We start from the raw sequence: 15,706 nt of genomic DNA on the forward strand, positions 1-15,706 counted from the left end.
TTTGGTCATTTGAGTGCACTATTTTTAGATTGCATTCATTAACGTTTTCAGCGGAAGGAAGAATTGGATTGCGATTCTTTAATATCAAAACCAAACTGTTTCTGGTGCTGCTTGCCGTTTCCCTTATCCCGATTATTGTAATTGCTATTAGCTCCTACCGGAGTTATACCGAACTAGTGAATAAGCAGACCTCCTTAGTGGCAGCGACAACCATTGGAAATGCGGTCGAGAGCATTGAGGGCGTCCTGCAAAATATTGAGCGGATCTCGATCACCTTCCAGCAGCAATCCTCCAGTTCAACGGAGTATAGAACCGTCAGTGACGAATTGAAGCAGCTCCAGGCGACAAATGACTCTTTCGAAATCTATACGATCCGCAACAAGCTGAAGCTGATTTTTCAGAATGTGCTGCTGGGTTACGACTATATCAATGGTGTGTACCTCTTTACGCCGGATGGTAAATTTATCAGTTATGGTTCGGTAAGCGACCTCAAGGCAGATTATAATCCGCTGCAAGACACCTGGTACCAGAAGACGCTGGCTAAACAAGGGGAGCTCTACATCGGGGATAATAAAATAAAGCCTTACTTCATCAATGCCAAACCCTCTATTTCCTTCTCTCGTGCAGTTTACGATATGAACACGGGGGAATTTCTTGGCGTCTTTATGCTGGATTGCAGTCTGGACATTTTCAGCGGATTGAACCGCAATCTGGCAACGAACCTGTCTAACATTTATCTGGTGAATGAGGACGGGACACTCCTCTTTGAAGGGTCCCAGAATCCTGCGGGTTCTACGCTGCCTGCCGAACTGTGGACCAAGGCCCAAAACATGAACGGCGACCAAGCAAAATACTATAATTCCGATGATATAACGGTAATACAAGCCTTCCCCAGCAACGGCTGGAAAGTCATTGCCAATCTTTCGACCTCCAAGCTGTATAAGGAATACGGCATTTCACAGAAGCTGATTATTTATATTTCCGCCACCTGCGGTGTGCTATTCCTGATCCTTTCCATTCTTCTGTCCGTATGGATTACACGGCCTATTATCGAGCTCAGCCGTACCATGCGCAAAAATAAATCGCAAAAATTCATTCCCTCCAAAGCCAAATACAAACGAAACGATGAGATCGGCATTCTGTACACGGAATATGACAAGATGATGCAGGACATCGACCTGTACATCCGGGAGAGCTACCAGAACCGTATCCTGACCCTGGATTCGCAGATGAAGGCACTGGAAGCGCAGATCAATTCACATTTTTTGTACAATACGCTTGAGTCCATTAACAGTATAGCCGAGATTGAAGAAGTGGAAAGCATCGCTATTATGACCAAAGCACTTGGCGATATGTTCCGGTACAGTATCAAGACGGAAAGCGAGCTGGTCCCGGCCTCTGAGGAATTGCAGCATGTGGACAATTATATGGCAATCCAGCAAATCCGGTACGGAGACAAAATCTCTTTTCACAAGACAATTGACGAGCGGGTGCAAAGCAGTAAAATCCTGAAGCTCATTTTGCAACCGCTGGTGGAGAATGCGCTCTATCACGGACTTGAAAATAAAAAAGGTAAAGGCAGCATTACCGTGAACGGCTGTAGAGAAGGACACGATTTGGTGTTTGAAATTATCGACGACGGGATCGGCATGACGACAGCCCAAGTTGCCGAGATTCAAGCCCTGCTGGCCGAACCCCCGGAATTTGGCGGCTTTGGACAAAGAAATAAACGGAGCATCGGGATTAAAAACGTCCATTCGCGGATTGTGCTGTACTACGGTCCCGGATATGGACTTACCTTTGAGAGTCTGGAAGGCTTGGGTACCACAGTGAAAATCACCATCCCGGCAAATTAAAGAAAAGGACGGATCCAAATGCATACTTTTATTGTGATCGACGATGAATACCTCGTTCGAAAAGGGCTAATCAAGAAGATCCAGTCCTTTGAACAGGAGCTCGTCCTGCTCGGGGAGGCAGAGAACGGAGAGGATGCGCTGGAGCTCATCGAGCAAACTGATCCTGACCTGATTCTGACCGATATGCGGATGCCGGTGATGGATGGCAAATCCTTGCTGCGGGTCATGCAGGAGAGATATCCTCTTAAAAAGATCATTGTCATCAGCGGACATTCCGATTTTGAATACATGCAGGAGGCGATCTCCGCCAGAGTAGTCAGTTATGTACTCAAGCCGTTCAGCCGCGAAGAAATCCATCAAGCGCTGCGCAAAGCCATTGATTCGTTAGCATCGGAACGTGCCGCCAAGCAACAGGCTGCATTATCCAAAAGTGAAAATGAAGCCATGATTCGCCAATTGGATCAGCAAAAACTGCTGCATCTCATCTTGGATGAGCAAACAGGCAAACCTGTTTCTTTTCATTCTGAACAGATGAACCGTTTCGGGGCTGCAAGTTTCTATGTTCTGCTGACCGTATATAGTTCCACGCAGATCAATCCGGATCTATTTGAAGTTGGCGTTCATGAAGATTACATTTCAGTTCCGCACCCTGTGAACGAACATTTGTTATTCGTGGTATTCGCTTCTTATGAGCGGGTTTCCTATAAAGGAATGGACGCTAGCTTCGCGATTCAGTCCGCCGATAGATTTTTCGAGCCGCTTTGTGCCATTCCCTATAATAAAGTATTTGCGGGGCTCAGCGCTGCTAAGTCCAATATGGCCGAACTGTATCAGGCGCAGAAGGAATGCTTAAGCGCAATGAACAGCAAGGGGATCATGGATTATGGCTCCATATTCGTTTACAACGCCGAAGACTGTCCTTCGGAAATGCCTTTATGGAATAAAACCGGGGACTTGATGTTCTATTTGGAAGCCGGACATTCCTCTAAGGTTAGGGAAAGTGTCGTCGATTTCATTACTTTTTATATGCAACTGCCGAGTGCCACACTATTCCAGCTCAAACACCAATGCCAGGAACTGGCTGCGGAAATCAAACAATTACTCGGATTACGTCTTCCGGCTACTACCTATCAAACGACTTCTTCCAGCATGGAGGCTGTACTTAATACATCATTTGACCCGGAGGAAATCCGGCAGTATTTCATGGCTGTGCTGCCAGACTTGGCGGAACTGCTTAAAGACAGCACACCTTATTCTTCACCGAATGTAATCGATAACGTGAAAGTTTATATTCACAGAAACTATTTGCAGGATCTGACCTTGGAGAAGGTTTCCTCTTTATTTTTTATGAACTCCAGTTATTTAAGCTTTTTGTTCAAGGAGAAGACCGGGGAGAATTTCACGGATTTCATCAACAAACTGCGGATTGAACACGCCAAAACTTTGTTAAAAACTACGGATGATAAAGTATATATCATTGCCGGCGCGCTTGGTTTTGACAATGAGAAATATTTCTTCCGCCTGTTTAAAAAGAGCACCGGTCTCACACCGGAAGCTTACCGAAACCAGCCTTGAGCGCATATGTTACCAACCTTTGTTCAGCATACAATGCAGTCGCCGCAAACCCAAAAAAACTTCTGTTCAACGCGTTGTGATAAAACAAGCGGTGAACAGAAGTTTTTTTGCGCTGGGCAGTTGAGGGTGTACTAGTCCCTGCTGCATATATCAACGAATGGTCCCATTCCATATTCATCCGGTCCAAATAACCGCTCAGGTCGATGCCGTAGTATCCTGCCTTGCTCACCCATTCGTGAACGGACTCCGCATCCCCGAAGCACAGCCGCTCAAGCAAATGTTCAGTGATAGAAGTCCTGCTCTCCTCTTCTAATATTTTGCTGGAAATCTCTTTGGTGATTTCAACGATAATGGATTCGCGGGGAAGCTCGAACACTGGCATCCGCAAATTGTCCGCATACGGCTTCAGGTACTGTATCACTTCGGATGTCATCTCGTCATTGGCCAGAAAAATAATGCCGGAGGTATTTTTTTCGGCGGCTTCCTTGAGCAGCTCGACAAGACTGTCCACATCGCACCTTAATCCCAGACCACCAAAAAACAACAGCTCCCCGCAAAAAAGATCTAAGGGGTTAAGGAAAATGCTTTAGATTTTCAGTATTGACCAATGCGGTCAAGAGAATTACAATCAATTTGACCGCATTGGTCAATATCATTGGAATGATCGATGCTTATGGTTAATATAGTGATACCCCTGAGGTGATACCATTGTTCTCCAAGTTTCTAAATCTAAGTAAGGATAAGCAGGACCGCATCATAAATGCCGCCTTACGAGAATTCGCGCTTAAAGGTTACCAGAATGCCTCCACCAATGAAATCGTGAAGCAGGCGGGAATCTCCAAAGGTCTGCTGTTCCATTATTTTAATAATAAGAAGGACCTGTACTTATTTTTGTTTGATTATTTTATAGAAATGCTAATGGAGGAAATACACGCACACATCGATTGGGATCAGCGTGATATTTTTATCAAGTACAGGAATGTGGCGATCCTTAAATTCGGATTATTTCAGAAATACCCGAATGCCTTTGAATTCATAAAGAGAGTGTATCCTGAGGATTCCAGTGAGGTGAAGCCCGATTTAGAGAACCGGAAAAAAGAGTTTTTGAACAAGGGCTATAAAGATTTGTTCGGTGATATTGACCTCACCCCGTTTAAAGAGGGAATCGATATCGAAAAAGCGGTAAACATTATCTATTGGACTATGGAAGGGTTCGCCTACCGATTGCAGGCGCAGACGGCTTCAGTCCCTGTGAGTCAAATTCAGCTAGAGGATATCATTGCCGAGCTCGACGTCTACAGTGAGATGCTTAGACATTCTTTTTATCAATAGTTCCGGGAGGTTCTGCCATGAATGTGATTGAAATTAATCATCTGACCAAAACGTACGGTAAGTCCAGAGGCATTACGGATATCAGCTTTAATGTAGAAGAGGGGGAGATATTCGGATTCATCGGGCCAAACGGTGCAGGAAAATCGACTACGATCCGAACCTTGCTGTCCCTGATTTACCCGACTAGCGGCAACGCCAAGATTTTCGGCAAGGATTGCATTGAATTCGCTCCTGACATCAAAAAGGAAATCGGGTATCTGCCTTCGGAAGTCTTTTATTATGACAATATGAAGGTGTTCGATCTCTTGAAGTATTCGGCCAGCTTTTACAAAAAGGACTGTACGAAACGAATCAAGGAATTGGCGGAAATCATGGACCTTGACTTAACGAAGAAAATCGATGATTTGTCGCTCGGCAACAAAAAAAAGCTGGGGATTGTCCAAGGGCTGCTCCACGAGCCCAAGCTGATCATCCTGGATGAGCCTACCAGCGGCCTGGACCCGCTTATGCAGCAGAAATTCTTTGAACTGCTGGAAACGGAGAACCAAAAAGGCGCAACGGTTTTATTCTCATCCCATATTCTCAGTGAAGTTCAAAGACTCTGCAACCGTGTTGCGATCATCAAAGAAGGGGCTATCGTTACGGTCGAAAAGATCAGCACCTTACAGGAAAACAACTATAAAAAATTCAAAATCCACACGAAAACAGCACTCGATAAGGGGTACTTCGATCTGCCGGGCGTCAGTCAATTAGAGGTTAAGGATCACCTGGTTCACTTTCTGTTCCGGGGCAACCTCAATGGGGTGCTCCAAAAAATAGCAGAAACGGACATCACCAATGTATGGATCGAGGAGCCGGATCTGGAGGAGATCTTTATGCACTACTATGTAAAGGAGGATTAGAGCACTGATGAATATTTTCCTGCACGAACTGAAGGCTTACCGGAAATCCACGATCATCTGGTTACTTTCTTTAATCGCAATCATGGTGCTGTTCATGTCCCTATTCCCTTCTTTCCACAAAGATGCCGGGGAATTCACGAAGCTGCTTGAAGGCTATCCCGAATCATTAAGAAAAGCAATCGGGCTCGATTTGAACAATCTCTTTACGATTATGGGCTTCTATACGTATTCTTTGACGTTCATCGTTCTGGTCGGAGCCATCCAGGCTATGAATCTGGGCACTTCGATTGTATCTAAAGAAGCCCGGGAGAAAACAGCGGATTTCCTGTTAACCAAGCCGGTTACACGTTCAACGGTTATTACGGCGAAGCTGATGGCAGCATTCGTGTCCTTAGTCATTACCAATATTATTTATGGAGCGGCGGCCTATGGGATGGCTTCACAGGTGAAGGTGGAGGATTATAGCTTGAAGATGTTTCTCCTGCTCAGCTTAAGCATCTTGTGGGTTCAGCTGCTCTTTCTGGCCATCGGAATCGTGATGTCGGTCATGATCCGCAAGATCAAATCAGTGCTGACGGTTTCACTGGCTACAGTCTTTTCCTTTTACTTTATCGGGATGATCGGAGCAACAACCGGGGATGCCAGCCTGCGTTACCTGTCGCCCTTTAAATATTTTGATCCGTCCGAAATCCTAAAACATTCAGGATACGAGCTCTCCTATGTAATCACCGGGGCCGTTATTATTGGGATTGCCATCTCAGCCAGCTACTACGTGTATGCCAAAAAAGATATTCATGCGGTGTAAAAGGGGGGATCATTTGTGAATATATTTTGGAGAGAAATGAAATCGTACCGGAAATCTTTAATCTTCTGGAGCATCGGTGTGTTCCTCATGGTAGCCTCCGGCATGGGTAAATACGCGGGGTTATCCGCCTCCGGACAGTCCATGGGCCAGATGATGGCCGATATGCCCAAATCACTGCAGGCGATATTAGGGATTGGAAACCTGGATCTGAATACAGCCAGCGGATATTACGGAATGTTATTCGTCTATTTGCTATTGATGGCCACGATTCATGCCGCCATGCTGGGGGCGAATATCATCTCTAAGGAAGAGCGGGATAAAACCTCGGAATTTCTATTTGTTAAGCCGGTTTCCAGACATCACATCATCACCTCCAAATTATTGGCAGCCTTAGTCAATATCATTATATTTAATCTGGTTACTTTATGGGCTTCTCTACTTATTGTAGGAAAGTACAGCAAGGGGGAGTCCGTTGCAGGGGATATCACCATGACCATGCTTGCCATGTTTATTCTACAGCTCCTGTTCATGTCCATCGGAACGGCAACTGCAGCTGTACAAAAAAAATCCAAGGCCGCCGCATCCCTTGCCACAGGAATTCTTTTGCTCACCTTTGTATTGTCGATTGCGATCGACTTGAACGACAGGCTTGCAAGCCTGAAATACATCACACCGTTTAAGTATTTTGAAGCCAAAAATGTGATGTATGGCGGAGGATTGGATGTCGTCTTCGTGCTTCTGTCGGCAGCGCTCATTGTGGTGCTTGTCGCTGTGACTTATGTCTTTTTCAATAAAAGGGATTTGTAGAAGTGCAGCGTGAGCCATTTCACGGCACACGAATAAGCGGAGACCAACATGGCCTCCGCTCTTTGTACATCCTATCCGATCGCTGCCTTTTTATACGCTTTGCTGAACTCAATCCACCTTTGCACCATAGGAGCGCAGGAACACAACGGCTTGCTCCCTGTCCATCCGCACTCCTTTTACCATCAGCGCTTTCATATCCACACCTTCCAGCTTAGCCCCCCGCAGATCAGCCCCGGTCAGGATGGCTTTGCCCAGCATGGCTCTTGTCAGATCACAGTCTCTCAGGTCAGCCTTGGCCAAATCACTCTCCGACAGATCCGCTTCAAAAAAACGGATGCCCCGCAAATCCTGCTTGCCAAGCTTGGTATACCTCAGATTGGTGTAGGACCAGTCTCCCCCGCTTAGTGTAATGCCATCCATCTGAGCGCCCGCGAAATCAGAACCGGTCATTTTGCAGGAGATGAACTTGCTTACAAAGAGATTCGCACCGCTGAATTTACAATTTTCGAATGCAGATTCGGTGTGGATCGAAGCATTCAGGGCTGCACCTTTAAAATCACATTCGATAAAACGGCAATGGGTGGTATCGATTTCTTCCAATGAGGTGTTCATGAAGGTGCAGTTAGTAAATGTGCAGCGGATCAGCTCGCCATAACGTAAATCATGCCCGTCAAAACGGACATCCACAAATTCCCGGTCGTTGTACTGGTACATGTCTTTCCTCCGATAACAGTAAGCTATACAATGTGCATAAAAACGCCATCTCACTAATTTTATCATATCTATGTCAAGTGTTTTTTCCATAAGCTGTATTTTCAATGAAATATATTTTTAGCGGGTATGCAGCATAACCCCACTCGTTAATCGGACAGGCCCTCTCCCTGAGATCGCTTATATTGCCGGTTCGCCTTGAAGGCGAAGATCAGATAGAGCATAATCACCAGGGGCAGAAGCCATGCGCTCAATCCCCGAAGAAGTGCAAACGGCGTTTCGAACAGAAAGGCCCGCCAAAACCCAACTCCAGTCTTCTCCCATAACCCAGGGGTCAAATAGAGGGCTTCGGGATCGAGCAGAGCCGCCGGCTTGAGAGTACCTGTAGACATCAGTGCTACAATAATCGGAAAAAAAGACAAGGAAATCGAGAACCACATCTCTGACAAACGTTTATACCGCCCGGCTTTGGAATCGGCATCCGAAAAAATATCCTCGCTTCCCTGATCATTCACCATCTTAAAATACTGATATCCCGAACTTTTCGAACCCTGGATGTGCTTCCAGCCGCTATCCTCGAAGAGGGCACGATAATCCTCGAAATCCTCTTTCTTGACAAAAGCACGGTAATCAATCTTTATTCGGCCAACCTCCGGTACGGCTTCGTGAAATTCGTAGCTGAACAAAGATTTTCTGACAAATCGCCAGCCCCGCCCAGCCATATCATTCAGCCATTTCTCTTCATGTTCTAAATTCGTAAAACACTTACATTTCCGCATGAGGTTCCCTCCCGTCTGAGTTCCAAATTCTTCGCGTGATCTCCATCATGTGATTCATCCGTTCATAGTCCCGGAACATGACCGCCCGCCCTTCTTCTGTAATCACATAGACCTTGCGCCGGTTATCTACCGTGCCGACAGGTTCAATGAATCTAAGCTTAATCAGATTCTCAATCGCACCATATAGCGTGCCCGCAGCCATTCTTACCTGTCCTCCACTAAGCTCTTCAACCTTTTGCAGGATCAAATACCCGTGCGCCGGCTCATGCAGGGCGAGCAGGATATAATAGACCGTTTCCGTAAGCGGCAGATATTTGTCTCTCCCCATATCTCTTCTCCTTTGGATATCAAACTGTACATGTGGCAAGCCACTGTATAGTTCAACTGTATAGTCATACTATATACATTCCAACTGTATATTGCAACTATATATTACCAATGGGGGGGATATGTATGACCATAGCTCATGGAGGCAAGTCAAAAGTTCGAAGAACGTTCTGAAAAAGTATGGGTTATGGATTCAGTATTTCTCCTGCACTGAACGTAAAAGGGCCGCCTAAAGGCATCTTTTGAAAAAAAAGTTATGAGAAAAAATATCCAAAAAAAATGTAAGAACAGACTTGCAAAGTTTATTCCAGGGTCTGTTCATCACTTGTGGAGAAAAAGAGAAAAGACCTTGGAATATTTCCAAGGTCACATTAAATATAAAAAATAATAGCAGCTTTTTCATATGGACAATCAACCATACGACATTTGTAAGTCACTTGCGGTTAATAATTCATTTGTCTATTTTAGTATTGATACTCAGTCAGCTCTTTTTAGTAAACACTTTTTCAACTGATTAAATATGGAGTTTCATTTTATTTATATCCAACTCCCATCATCTTTGCATTGAACCTTTTCTATTTCTTCGTAATTGAAATAAGTTCCAAACGAATCATCAACCACACTTTCCTTATATCTTTCAAGAAAATATTTAGATATATTAAAGGCTAATTGTTCACTACCAATACCATTACTGATATCAATACTAAATGATGTTTTAGGAACTAAAGAGTATTCTTCAAGCAATATTGTTAGTTCGTTCTCATCAAAATTACTACGATCATTGCCTCTATAAAACAACCACACAGCACTTTCTCCTCTACTAACGATGCCTTGAAAATAGGTTTCACCAATTTGCTGCTTATCTCCCCCTAAAGAAATTATCTCATTCCAAAACTCACTCTCTTCAATACTATTCCCCGAGATGAATGTAAGTGTTTTTGACATATCGATCACCTTTTTCCATTTATTAACTTTAGTAAATCATCCATATTCTGAATGACTATTACACCAGCCTTTTTTATTCCCTCAATCTTGGTTGAATTTAAGTTAGGTGCATAAAGGATAACACCCTTATTTTGTGGATTCATTGCTGATTGAAAATACTTTTCAAATTCCGAGGCAGTCTTTGATGACTACCTGCTGTAACCTCAATAATATATTTTGATGTTTCAACATCAATATCACCAACTACACGTGCTTCACCTAATATTTTTTCCCTGAAGCCCACTACCTTGTTACCTAGTATTTGAGCAACTTCTCCTTCTAATGGTGGATAGGCCATAGCCGCTTCATTAATTAGATTTAGTGTTGTCTTTGCAGCATTCTTAGTCCAATTCCAGATACTCTTCCAACTGTGGCCACTTGGATTATAATAAATAAGAGGATTATTTCCCACATACGTATACAGATTGAAACTCAGCGGATTGTCAATCTGCCCCTCATACGTATCCTCATTTATAAACCGCCCCATACTCCGATCATAGTACCGTGCACAGAGATAATAAAGCCCGGTTTCAGCATCATATACTTCTCCGGTGTACTTAAATGAGTTCGAAGTTCCCTCTACCTGGCTGGTGATGTTCCCCCACTCATCGTAGGTATAATTATTGACGACCGCTCCACTGGTATCGACCATCTGCACCACATCACCATGTCCATTATACAGGTAATAGTAATCCTTCGACGCCTTCTTGTCTTTCTTCACCAGCACTCGGTCACCCCGGACAAAGTTCGCTTGCTCTGTATACACGCCGCTGACGATCTTCTCTTCGGTAATGACTTGACCCTGGAAATTATAGTTCACCTGGGTCTGTGTATTGCCATTCGTCTTCAGATAACGCATGCCATCCGCATAATACTGGAAGTTTGTTGAACTGCTTCCCTTGGTCACCGAGGTTAACGTATTCTGTAAATCATAGGTATAGCCCGTATCCACCGTGTCCAGACTCACTATAGACAACGTGCTGCCATTGCGGTCTGTTTTAGCGGCCAATTGACCTAACTTACGAGGGTTAATTTCGCCAGATTCATTAGATACTGGATGAGTAATTGTTATACAAAAAACCACATGGAGCTGTTTCACTCGCATGTGGCTAATAATACTATTTGTTAAAAGGATGATGTGGACATTTGGTACAGCAGTGATCTGCTTCTTCTTTGTTTATTCTAAGTTCGGTCAGTATGTTAAAGTTAGCTATTTTCTCTCTTTCATAATTAATATCCATGCAAAGACCTAATTCAATACCCTTGTTCAATAAAGGACAATAATAATCCTCTTCCATATTTGCTTTACCACCTTCAATAAAGCCTTAATAGCTTCATCAAAATTTTGCTTTCTATAAGTTGATACAACCTTACCAGCTCTATTGAGTACTACTACGATGCCTTTTGTGAGATAAAAGTAATTATCAGTAACCTCTTGTTCTAATACCAGAAATGGCTTGGCAACTTTGATTTTGTTTACTCATGCAATCTTTTACTTATACTAGGATTGAGTATAAACATTTATCCGCTTCTCTCTAGCTATGAGTGATACAAATAAATGGTCAGATTAGTACTTAATAATGAAATCATTTTTCGTACGTCCTCATAAAATCCCTGTTCTTCTTTTTCCGTATACCCAATCAAAATCTTTAGGAAAATCAATTTCCTTATTCTCAATCTTCATTAATGGTTTCTTTAAATCATTACATTCACTCGAGTTGTTTTCCAAAAATGTATTTTTCACTTTAAATAATATGGCAAATAACTTTTTTCTATTGTATTGATATTTCCCATTTGATCAATTAAGTCCCATTTATTTGGTTTTTCATGTTGAGCAAACCATTTACCTCCATTTGACAACCATTCTCTCTGGTAATGTAATAAACCTAGCTTTGTTAAATCATCAATTCCATACTCTGCACCACAACATGCGCAAACATCAAAACTTGGTGATTTCCCATCAATTCCCCAAGGTAACTGATTTATTCCTGCATACCCACAAATATGACAAATAAATCCCACCATTTTGCACCTCATTAACTGTCTAATATCGCATCCAAGTAACTTTGAACTGTTTTAAAACCTTGCTTTGCCTGGGCCCTCATAAATGAAGTTAATAAAAATTGAATACTCTTTCTATCAGCTTCAGATAGATTCATATCATTTTCGATTAAATGCCCCAAACTCAGCGGATTATCAATCTGCCCCTCAACCATATCCTCATTCATGCGTTTGATTCAGGGAGAATTGTCATGATTCCCCTGTATTTTCACTCTCTGCGGAGAGCATGCCCGTCAACAGTAGGATAACTTACGCCGTCTGCCTCTGTATGGATTATTGCCCATCCTGCAGTATCATCAAAATGCTCTTCTAACAGCGCAAGTCCCACCCGTTATACAGCACATTGGCATAGGTCTTGACCACATTCGTGGTGCTTAATACACGACCCTGTGTATTATATGAATAACTATCGATAAGGCGGATGGATCACTTTCACTGGCATACCATAATTTTGAGTTCAAAAAATGATAATTTGGGCTCATAGTGGGATTATTCTACCGGCTGTCCAGCATGGGGCGAGTGGCGGTTAAGACATTCCCCCAATCATCATTACTGGTTTCGCTGTATCATTACGTCTTAATGTAAATTAGCATCGACGTTGTGGTACGTCAATAAGGACTTTGAAAATTCAAAAAAACCACATGGAGTCGTATACTCTGATGCGGTCAAGCGATGATCTCGTTTATTTTTACAACAACATTCGTTCAATTATTTTTTTATTTTCATTACTTAGATGTATACCCCGCACTTTCTGATTGAGATATTCATTAAAATCCGAGAAATCTAAAATAGTATTTTTGTCATATACCAATTTAATATTTTCTAACGCTTTCTTTATCAAACTTCTCCCTTCTATAACATTTCCCTGATCAATAAAAATCCTTCCTAATTGTATATATGATTCAACATTATTTGGATCAAGAGCAATGGCTTGTCTTAGCATCTCAACTTGTTTTTCTTTATCCGTGACTGCGAAATGCCATGATAGTATTAACCCTTTTATGGAATTCACATATGTGTTAGTAGCATTAATATTATTAATCTTACGAACTAACTCCTCATCAATTCCAGCCAAATGATAATAATGAACACAGCATTCCAAAATTGTTGCTGCCCCATTCTTCTCATCCTGTTCATAAATTCGATGTATACAAGCGAGGCTCTTAGGATAATCAACTAAGGGAACGGTTAGTACAGTGACAGCTAGACGTAATAATAAATCGATGTTATTAGGATACGCTAAGAGTTGCTGCTCAATGATTGCCTCAACCTTCTCTATCTCATAATTCCGAACTGCTTCAGATATTTTTTTTCAAATTCATTCAATTTTTCTCCCCCTATTGTCCTTTAAACATATCAAAATTTATAAGTTTCCCATCCTTTATGTAAATTCTAATTTCCGATTCAAACCCATTGATCGTTGTTCTAATTTGTAGTCCCCTCTTTTATAAGCCCTTTTTCATTCATTTCTTCAAGAATTTTAAATCCGGCAGAAAAGACATGTGATTCTTCAATTTAATAGAAAAACCACATGGAGTACATGTGGTTTTCAACCTATTCAGGCTATCAAGAATTTTTATTTCATGGCGTAAAGTAAGCTTTATCCCAGGATTTGGGGCCTAGTCAGGGGGATCTTCCATCTTTTTTGATCCAGTATTGAAATGTTTGCTTAGAAATCCCGATTGCTTCTGCAGCTATAAATTGTAATCCGATCATCTCAATTACCATACCTAGTATGTCTTATGAGTTTGGTTATATATTGCCTTGCTTAGAATATCAATTGATTTTTTATAAAGAAAAACCACATGGATTTATACCCGGATGTGGCAACGTTCTTCTTCACAATGGTTAGAATTTAATGTGGCTGCCGATTAATCTGGCAAACGCATTAGAACCGCTCTCAAAATATTCTGTCCTCGTTCGTTACTTAATAACTCTTTAGGCTGTATATTTCCTAATGCTGGAACTTGTTTATGAAGCCATTTTGTAGCTTCGTTTTCACCAAATCTATAGCATAGTACTACTGCAATATCCTCTGGCAAGGTGATTTCACCCAATTGAGTTTTATAATCGACGTTCGCTCCCCTACAAAACTCCAAGTAATCTTTCCAATCCTCTTCTTTATAGCCTTTGAGAAAAACGTCTAGTTCCACTATTAGCCCTCCAATTAATTCTGGTTATTTTATTGATGTTGCGTCAAATAGAATTACATTCAATCCACCATCAGCCCTTGCTGAAGGTGCAATTATACCGTTATCGTTCATACTTTTAGCAGTCTGACCAAGTTGTTGAGTAATTGTATAGTCATTACTTAGAATGTCATCCAACGTTACACCCAGCACTTTTCTAACCTCCGGATTGGATAAATCTAATAGGTTGTGTACTTTAACATCAAAAGCATGCATTACTCTTCCTTCCGTCGCTACTGCCCACGTGTTTAGCTCAGCATCGACTATTTTTTCTCCTGTACTGAAATACAATCCCCCTGTGCCTTTACCAGTGTATCTATGCTTAGTATCAATATTCCCTTGATGGATTTCTAATGGGTTTGCACCTTTAGTCACAGAACGATAAAGTGTTCCTTCAAAAGTAACTCCACTTACAGTTGATGCCTTAACTGACATCATAGCCCCTTTTAAATAAAAATCAAGCATTATTGCGTCTGCTGGAGGTAATGCGTTTACTGCGTCTGATATAGACTGAAGAGTGTTATTATAACTTTGCTTGTAGTCCTTTGAATTGTTTGCTCCAATTAGATAATTAGTTACTACAGTCCATCCTCCAAAAGTAGCTGCGTCTACTCCGCCATTTAAAAATCCAGACAACTTATCTAACCAATCATGCCCACTTGGATCAAAGCGTGTTAATGGATTATTACCAACATACGTATAAAGATTCAAACTCAGCGGATTATCAATCTGCCCTTCATACGTATCCTCATTTAAAAACCGTCCCATACTCTCATAATACCGTGCACTGAGATAGTACAATCCAGTTTCGGCATCGTATATTTCTCTGGTGTATTTGAAGGAGTTAGAGGTACCCGATTGAAAAGGTTGTGCTTCAAAACCCCAACATTTCTATACGATATATAGTAAAAAAAGCATCTTCATTAAATGCAAATTTTCTTTCTTTAACCACATAGTCATCTTCAAATATTTCTATAATATCACCCATTGAGATTGTTGGGATCGGGATTTGGGTCTCTTATTCAAAGATCAGAATATCACTTTCAAAATCAAAAAATCTTGTCAGAAACACTTCTACCGATGGGAATTTTGGTTCATATTTTGAAATCGGCATGCTTATATTCTCCTTTTACTTATATCTAGTGGAGTTGTAGTTAAGTGTGCACAAAACGCGCATCCTCTCGGATTACGTATATGCTGTATTCAGTATACTGCCGTCAGTGAGAGCCGGATACGTAATCGATATCACCTGATTATTCACCAAGTAGCTGTACTGCACATTGGCGACGCATTACTTGTGAGTGTCGAACCACCGTTAGTCTGTCTTGTCCAATCGCTGCTTATCATACTGACCATTCTGGGATTCCTGTACCAAGCA

Annotated in this window: 18 protein-coding genes and 1 pseudogene; 6 read left to right on the forward strand and 13 right to left on the reverse strand. The window is 42.0% G+C overall.

Going from position 1 to position 15,706, the window contains the following annotated elements; genetic code table 11:
* Positions 1-68: 68 nt before the first annotated feature.
* Positions 69-1,856 (forward strand): sensor histidine kinase, encoded by a 1,788-nt coding sequence (locus A3844_RS03200; protein WP_074102914.1) that lies wholly within the window; start codon positions 69-71, stop codon positions 1,854-1,856.
* A gap of 18 nt (positions 1,857-1,874) precedes the next feature.
* Positions 1,875-3,431: a response regulator transcription factor gene (locus A3844_RS03205; protein WP_074106604.1), complete on the forward strand. Its 1,557-nt coding sequence runs from the start codon at positions 1,875-1,877 to the stop codon at positions 3,429-3,431.
* On the opposite strand, the gene A3844_RS03210 is transcribed toward A3844_RS03205, so the two are convergent.
* Positions 3,400-3,975, reverse strand: coding sequence for a PucR family transcriptional regulator ligand-binding domain-containing protein (locus A3844_RS03210; protein ID WP_074085469.1), 576 nt, complete (start codon positions 3,973-3,975; stop codon positions 3,400-3,402). The genes A3844_RS03205 and A3844_RS03210 overlap by 32 nt on opposite strands.
* A gap of 155 nt (positions 3,976-4,130) precedes the next feature.
* Between A3844_RS03210 and A3844_RS03215 the strand changes: the two genes are divergently transcribed.
* Genes A3844_RS03215 through A3844_RS03230 form a run of 4 tightly spaced genes read left to right on the forward strand, consistent with a single transcriptional unit; the run spans position 4,131 to position 7,277 of the window.
* Complete coding sequence (locus tag A3844_RS03215; protein WP_305953396.1) at positions 4,131-4,763, forward strand: TetR/AcrR family transcriptional regulator; 633 nt, start codon at positions 4,131-4,133, stop codon at positions 4,761-4,763.
* Positions 4,764-4,780: 17 nt separating this feature from the next.
* Positions 4,781-5,665: an ABC transporter ATP-binding protein gene (locus A3844_RS03220; protein ID WP_074106605.1), complete on the forward strand. Its 885-nt coding sequence runs from the start codon at positions 4,781-4,783 to the stop codon at positions 5,663-5,665.
* A 7-nt stretch (positions 5,666-5,672) separates the two neighbouring features.
* The gene (locus A3844_RS03225; protein WP_074106606.1) at positions 5,673-6,470 is read left to right on the forward strand and encodes an ABC transporter permease subunit; all 798 of its coding nucleotides are present in this window, start codon (positions 5,673-5,675) and stop codon (positions 6,468-6,470) included.
* A gap of 15 nt (positions 6,471-6,485) precedes the next feature.
* Entirely contained in the window at positions 6,486-7,277 is a 792-nt protein-coding gene (locus A3844_RS03230) for an ABC transporter permease subunit (protein ID WP_074106607.1), read from the forward strand.
* A gap of 108 nt (positions 7,278-7,385) precedes the next feature.
* Here the strand turns inward: A3844_RS03230 and A3844_RS03235 are convergent, their stop codons facing one another.
* From A3844_RS03235 to A3844_RS33695, 12 genes and pseudogenes are all read right to left on the reverse strand, one after another.
* Positions 7,386-7,991: a pentapeptide repeat-containing protein gene (locus A3844_RS03235; RefSeq protein ID WP_074085474.1), complete on the reverse strand. Its 606-nt coding sequence runs from the start codon at positions 7,989-7,991 to the stop codon at positions 7,386-7,388.
* 146 nt (positions 7,992-8,137) lie between these two features.
* Complete coding sequence (locus tag A3844_RS03240; protein ID WP_074106608.1) at positions 8,138-8,767, reverse strand: DUF2812 domain-containing protein; 630 nt, start codon at positions 8,765-8,767, stop codon at positions 8,138-8,140.
* Positions 8,754-9,095 carry a PadR family transcriptional regulator gene (locus A3844_RS03245; protein ID WP_074085476.1) on the reverse strand — a complete coding sequence of 114 codons (342 nt, stop codon included), beginning with the start codon at positions 9,093-9,095 and terminating at the stop codon, positions 8,754-8,756. The genes A3844_RS03240 and A3844_RS03245 overlap by 14 nt, the downstream gene beginning before the upstream one ends.
* A 536-nt stretch (positions 9,096-9,631) precedes the next feature.
* Positions 9,632-10,039 (reverse strand): hypothetical protein, encoded by a 408-nt coding sequence (locus A3844_RS03250; protein WP_074106609.1) that lies wholly within the window; start codon positions 10,037-10,039, stop codon positions 9,632-9,634.
* 139 nt (positions 10,040-10,178) lie between these two features.
* The gene (locus tag A3844_RS03255) at positions 10,179-11,087 is read right to left on the reverse strand and encodes an RHS repeat-associated core domain-containing protein (protein WP_244169671.1); all 909 of its coding nucleotides are present in this window, start codon (positions 11,085-11,087) and stop codon (positions 10,179-10,181) included.
* A gap of 109 nt (positions 11,088-11,196) precedes the next feature.
* The gene (locus A3844_RS03260; RefSeq protein WP_074101037.1) at positions 11,197-11,376 is read right to left on the reverse strand and encodes a hypothetical protein; all 180 of its coding nucleotides are present in this window, start codon (positions 11,374-11,376) and stop codon (positions 11,197-11,199) included.
* Positions 11,377-11,818: 442 nt separating this feature from the next.
* Complete coding sequence (locus A3844_RS03265; protein ID WP_074101038.1) at positions 11,819-12,103, reverse strand: hypothetical protein; 285 nt, start codon at positions 12,101-12,103, stop codon at positions 11,819-11,821.
* Between the two features lie 11 nt (positions 12,104-12,114).
* On the reverse strand, positions 12,115-12,306 hold the full coding sequence (locus A3844_RS03270) for a hypothetical protein (RefSeq protein ID WP_074101039.1): 192 nt from the start codon (positions 12,304-12,306) through the stop codon (positions 12,115-12,117).
* A gap of 521 nt (positions 12,307-12,827) precedes the next feature.
* The gene (locus tag A3844_RS03275; RefSeq protein ID WP_208619392.1) at positions 12,828-13,241 is read right to left on the reverse strand and encodes a tetratricopeptide repeat protein; all 414 of its coding nucleotides are present in this window, start codon (positions 13,239-13,241) and stop codon (positions 12,828-12,830) included.
* A gap of 769 nt (positions 13,242-14,010) precedes the next feature.
* A complete protein-coding gene (locus A3844_RS03280) occupies positions 14,011-14,292 on the reverse strand; it encodes an MbcA/ParS/Xre antitoxin family protein (RefSeq protein WP_074106611.1) in 282 nt (93 codons plus the stop codon).
* Between the two features lie 24 nt (positions 14,293-14,316).
* Complete coding sequence (locus tag A3844_RS33305; protein ID WP_341864879.1) at positions 14,317-14,793, reverse strand: RES family NAD+ phosphorylase; 477 nt, start codon at positions 14,791-14,793, stop codon at positions 14,317-14,319.
* A gap of 198 nt (positions 14,794-14,991) precedes the next feature.
* Positions 14,992-15,201 (reverse strand): annotated as a pseudogene (locus A3844_RS33695) (RHS repeat-associated core domain-containing protein); the annotation flags it as partial.
* Positions 15,202-15,706 lie beyond the last annotated feature (505 nt).

Source organism: Paenibacillus helianthi (assembly GCF_001909055.1).
In the GTDB taxonomy this organism is placed as follows: domain Bacteria; phylum Bacillota; class Bacilli; order Paenibacillales; family Paenibacillaceae; genus Paenibacillus_AQ; species Paenibacillus_AQ helianthi.

Excerpts from the sequence above, each read along its gene's own strand:
- A3844_RS03225 (WP_074106606.1), top strand. The coding sequence starts at position 5,673 with ATGAATATTTTCCTGCACGAACTGAAGGCTTACCGGAAATCCACGATC.
- A3844_RS03245 (WP_074085476.1), bottom strand. The coding sequence starts at position 9,095 with ATGGGGAGAGACAAATATCTGCCGCTTACGGAAACGGTCTATTATATC.
- A3844_RS03240 (WP_074106608.1), bottom strand. The coding sequence starts at position 8,767 with ATGCGGAAATGTAAGTGTTTTACGAATTTAGAACATGAAGAGAAATGG.
- A3844_RS03260 (WP_074101037.1), bottom strand. The coding sequence starts at position 11,376 with ATGGAAGAGGATTATTATTGTCCTTTATTGAACAAGGGTATTGAATTA.
- A3844_RS03265 (WP_074101038.1), bottom strand. The coding sequence starts at position 12,103 with ATGGTGGGATTTATTTGTCATATTTGTGGGTATGCAGGAATAAATCAG.
- A3844_RS03235 (WP_074085474.1), bottom strand. The coding sequence starts at position 7,991 with ATGTACCAGTACAACGACCGGGAATTTGTGGATGTCCGTTTTGACGGG.
- A3844_RS03270 (WP_074101039.1), bottom strand. The coding sequence starts at position 12,306 with ATGAATGAGGATATGGTTGAGGGGCAGATTGATAATCCGCTGAGTTTG.
- A3844_RS33305 (WP_341864879.1), bottom strand. The coding sequence starts at position 14,793 with ATGCTTGATTTTTATTTAAAAGGGGCTATGATGTCAGTTAAGGCATCA.
- A3844_RS03205 (WP_074106604.1), top strand. The coding sequence starts at position 1,875 with ATGCATACTTTTATTGTGATCGACGATGAATACCTCGTTCGAAAAGGG.
- A3844_RS03220 (WP_074106605.1), top strand. The coding sequence starts at position 4,781 with ATGAATGTGATTGAAATTAATCATCTGACCAAAACGTACGGTAAGTCC.
- A3844_RS03250 (WP_074106609.1), bottom strand. The coding sequence starts at position 10,039 with ATGTCAAAAACACTTACATTCATCTCGGGGAATAGTATTGAAGAGAGT.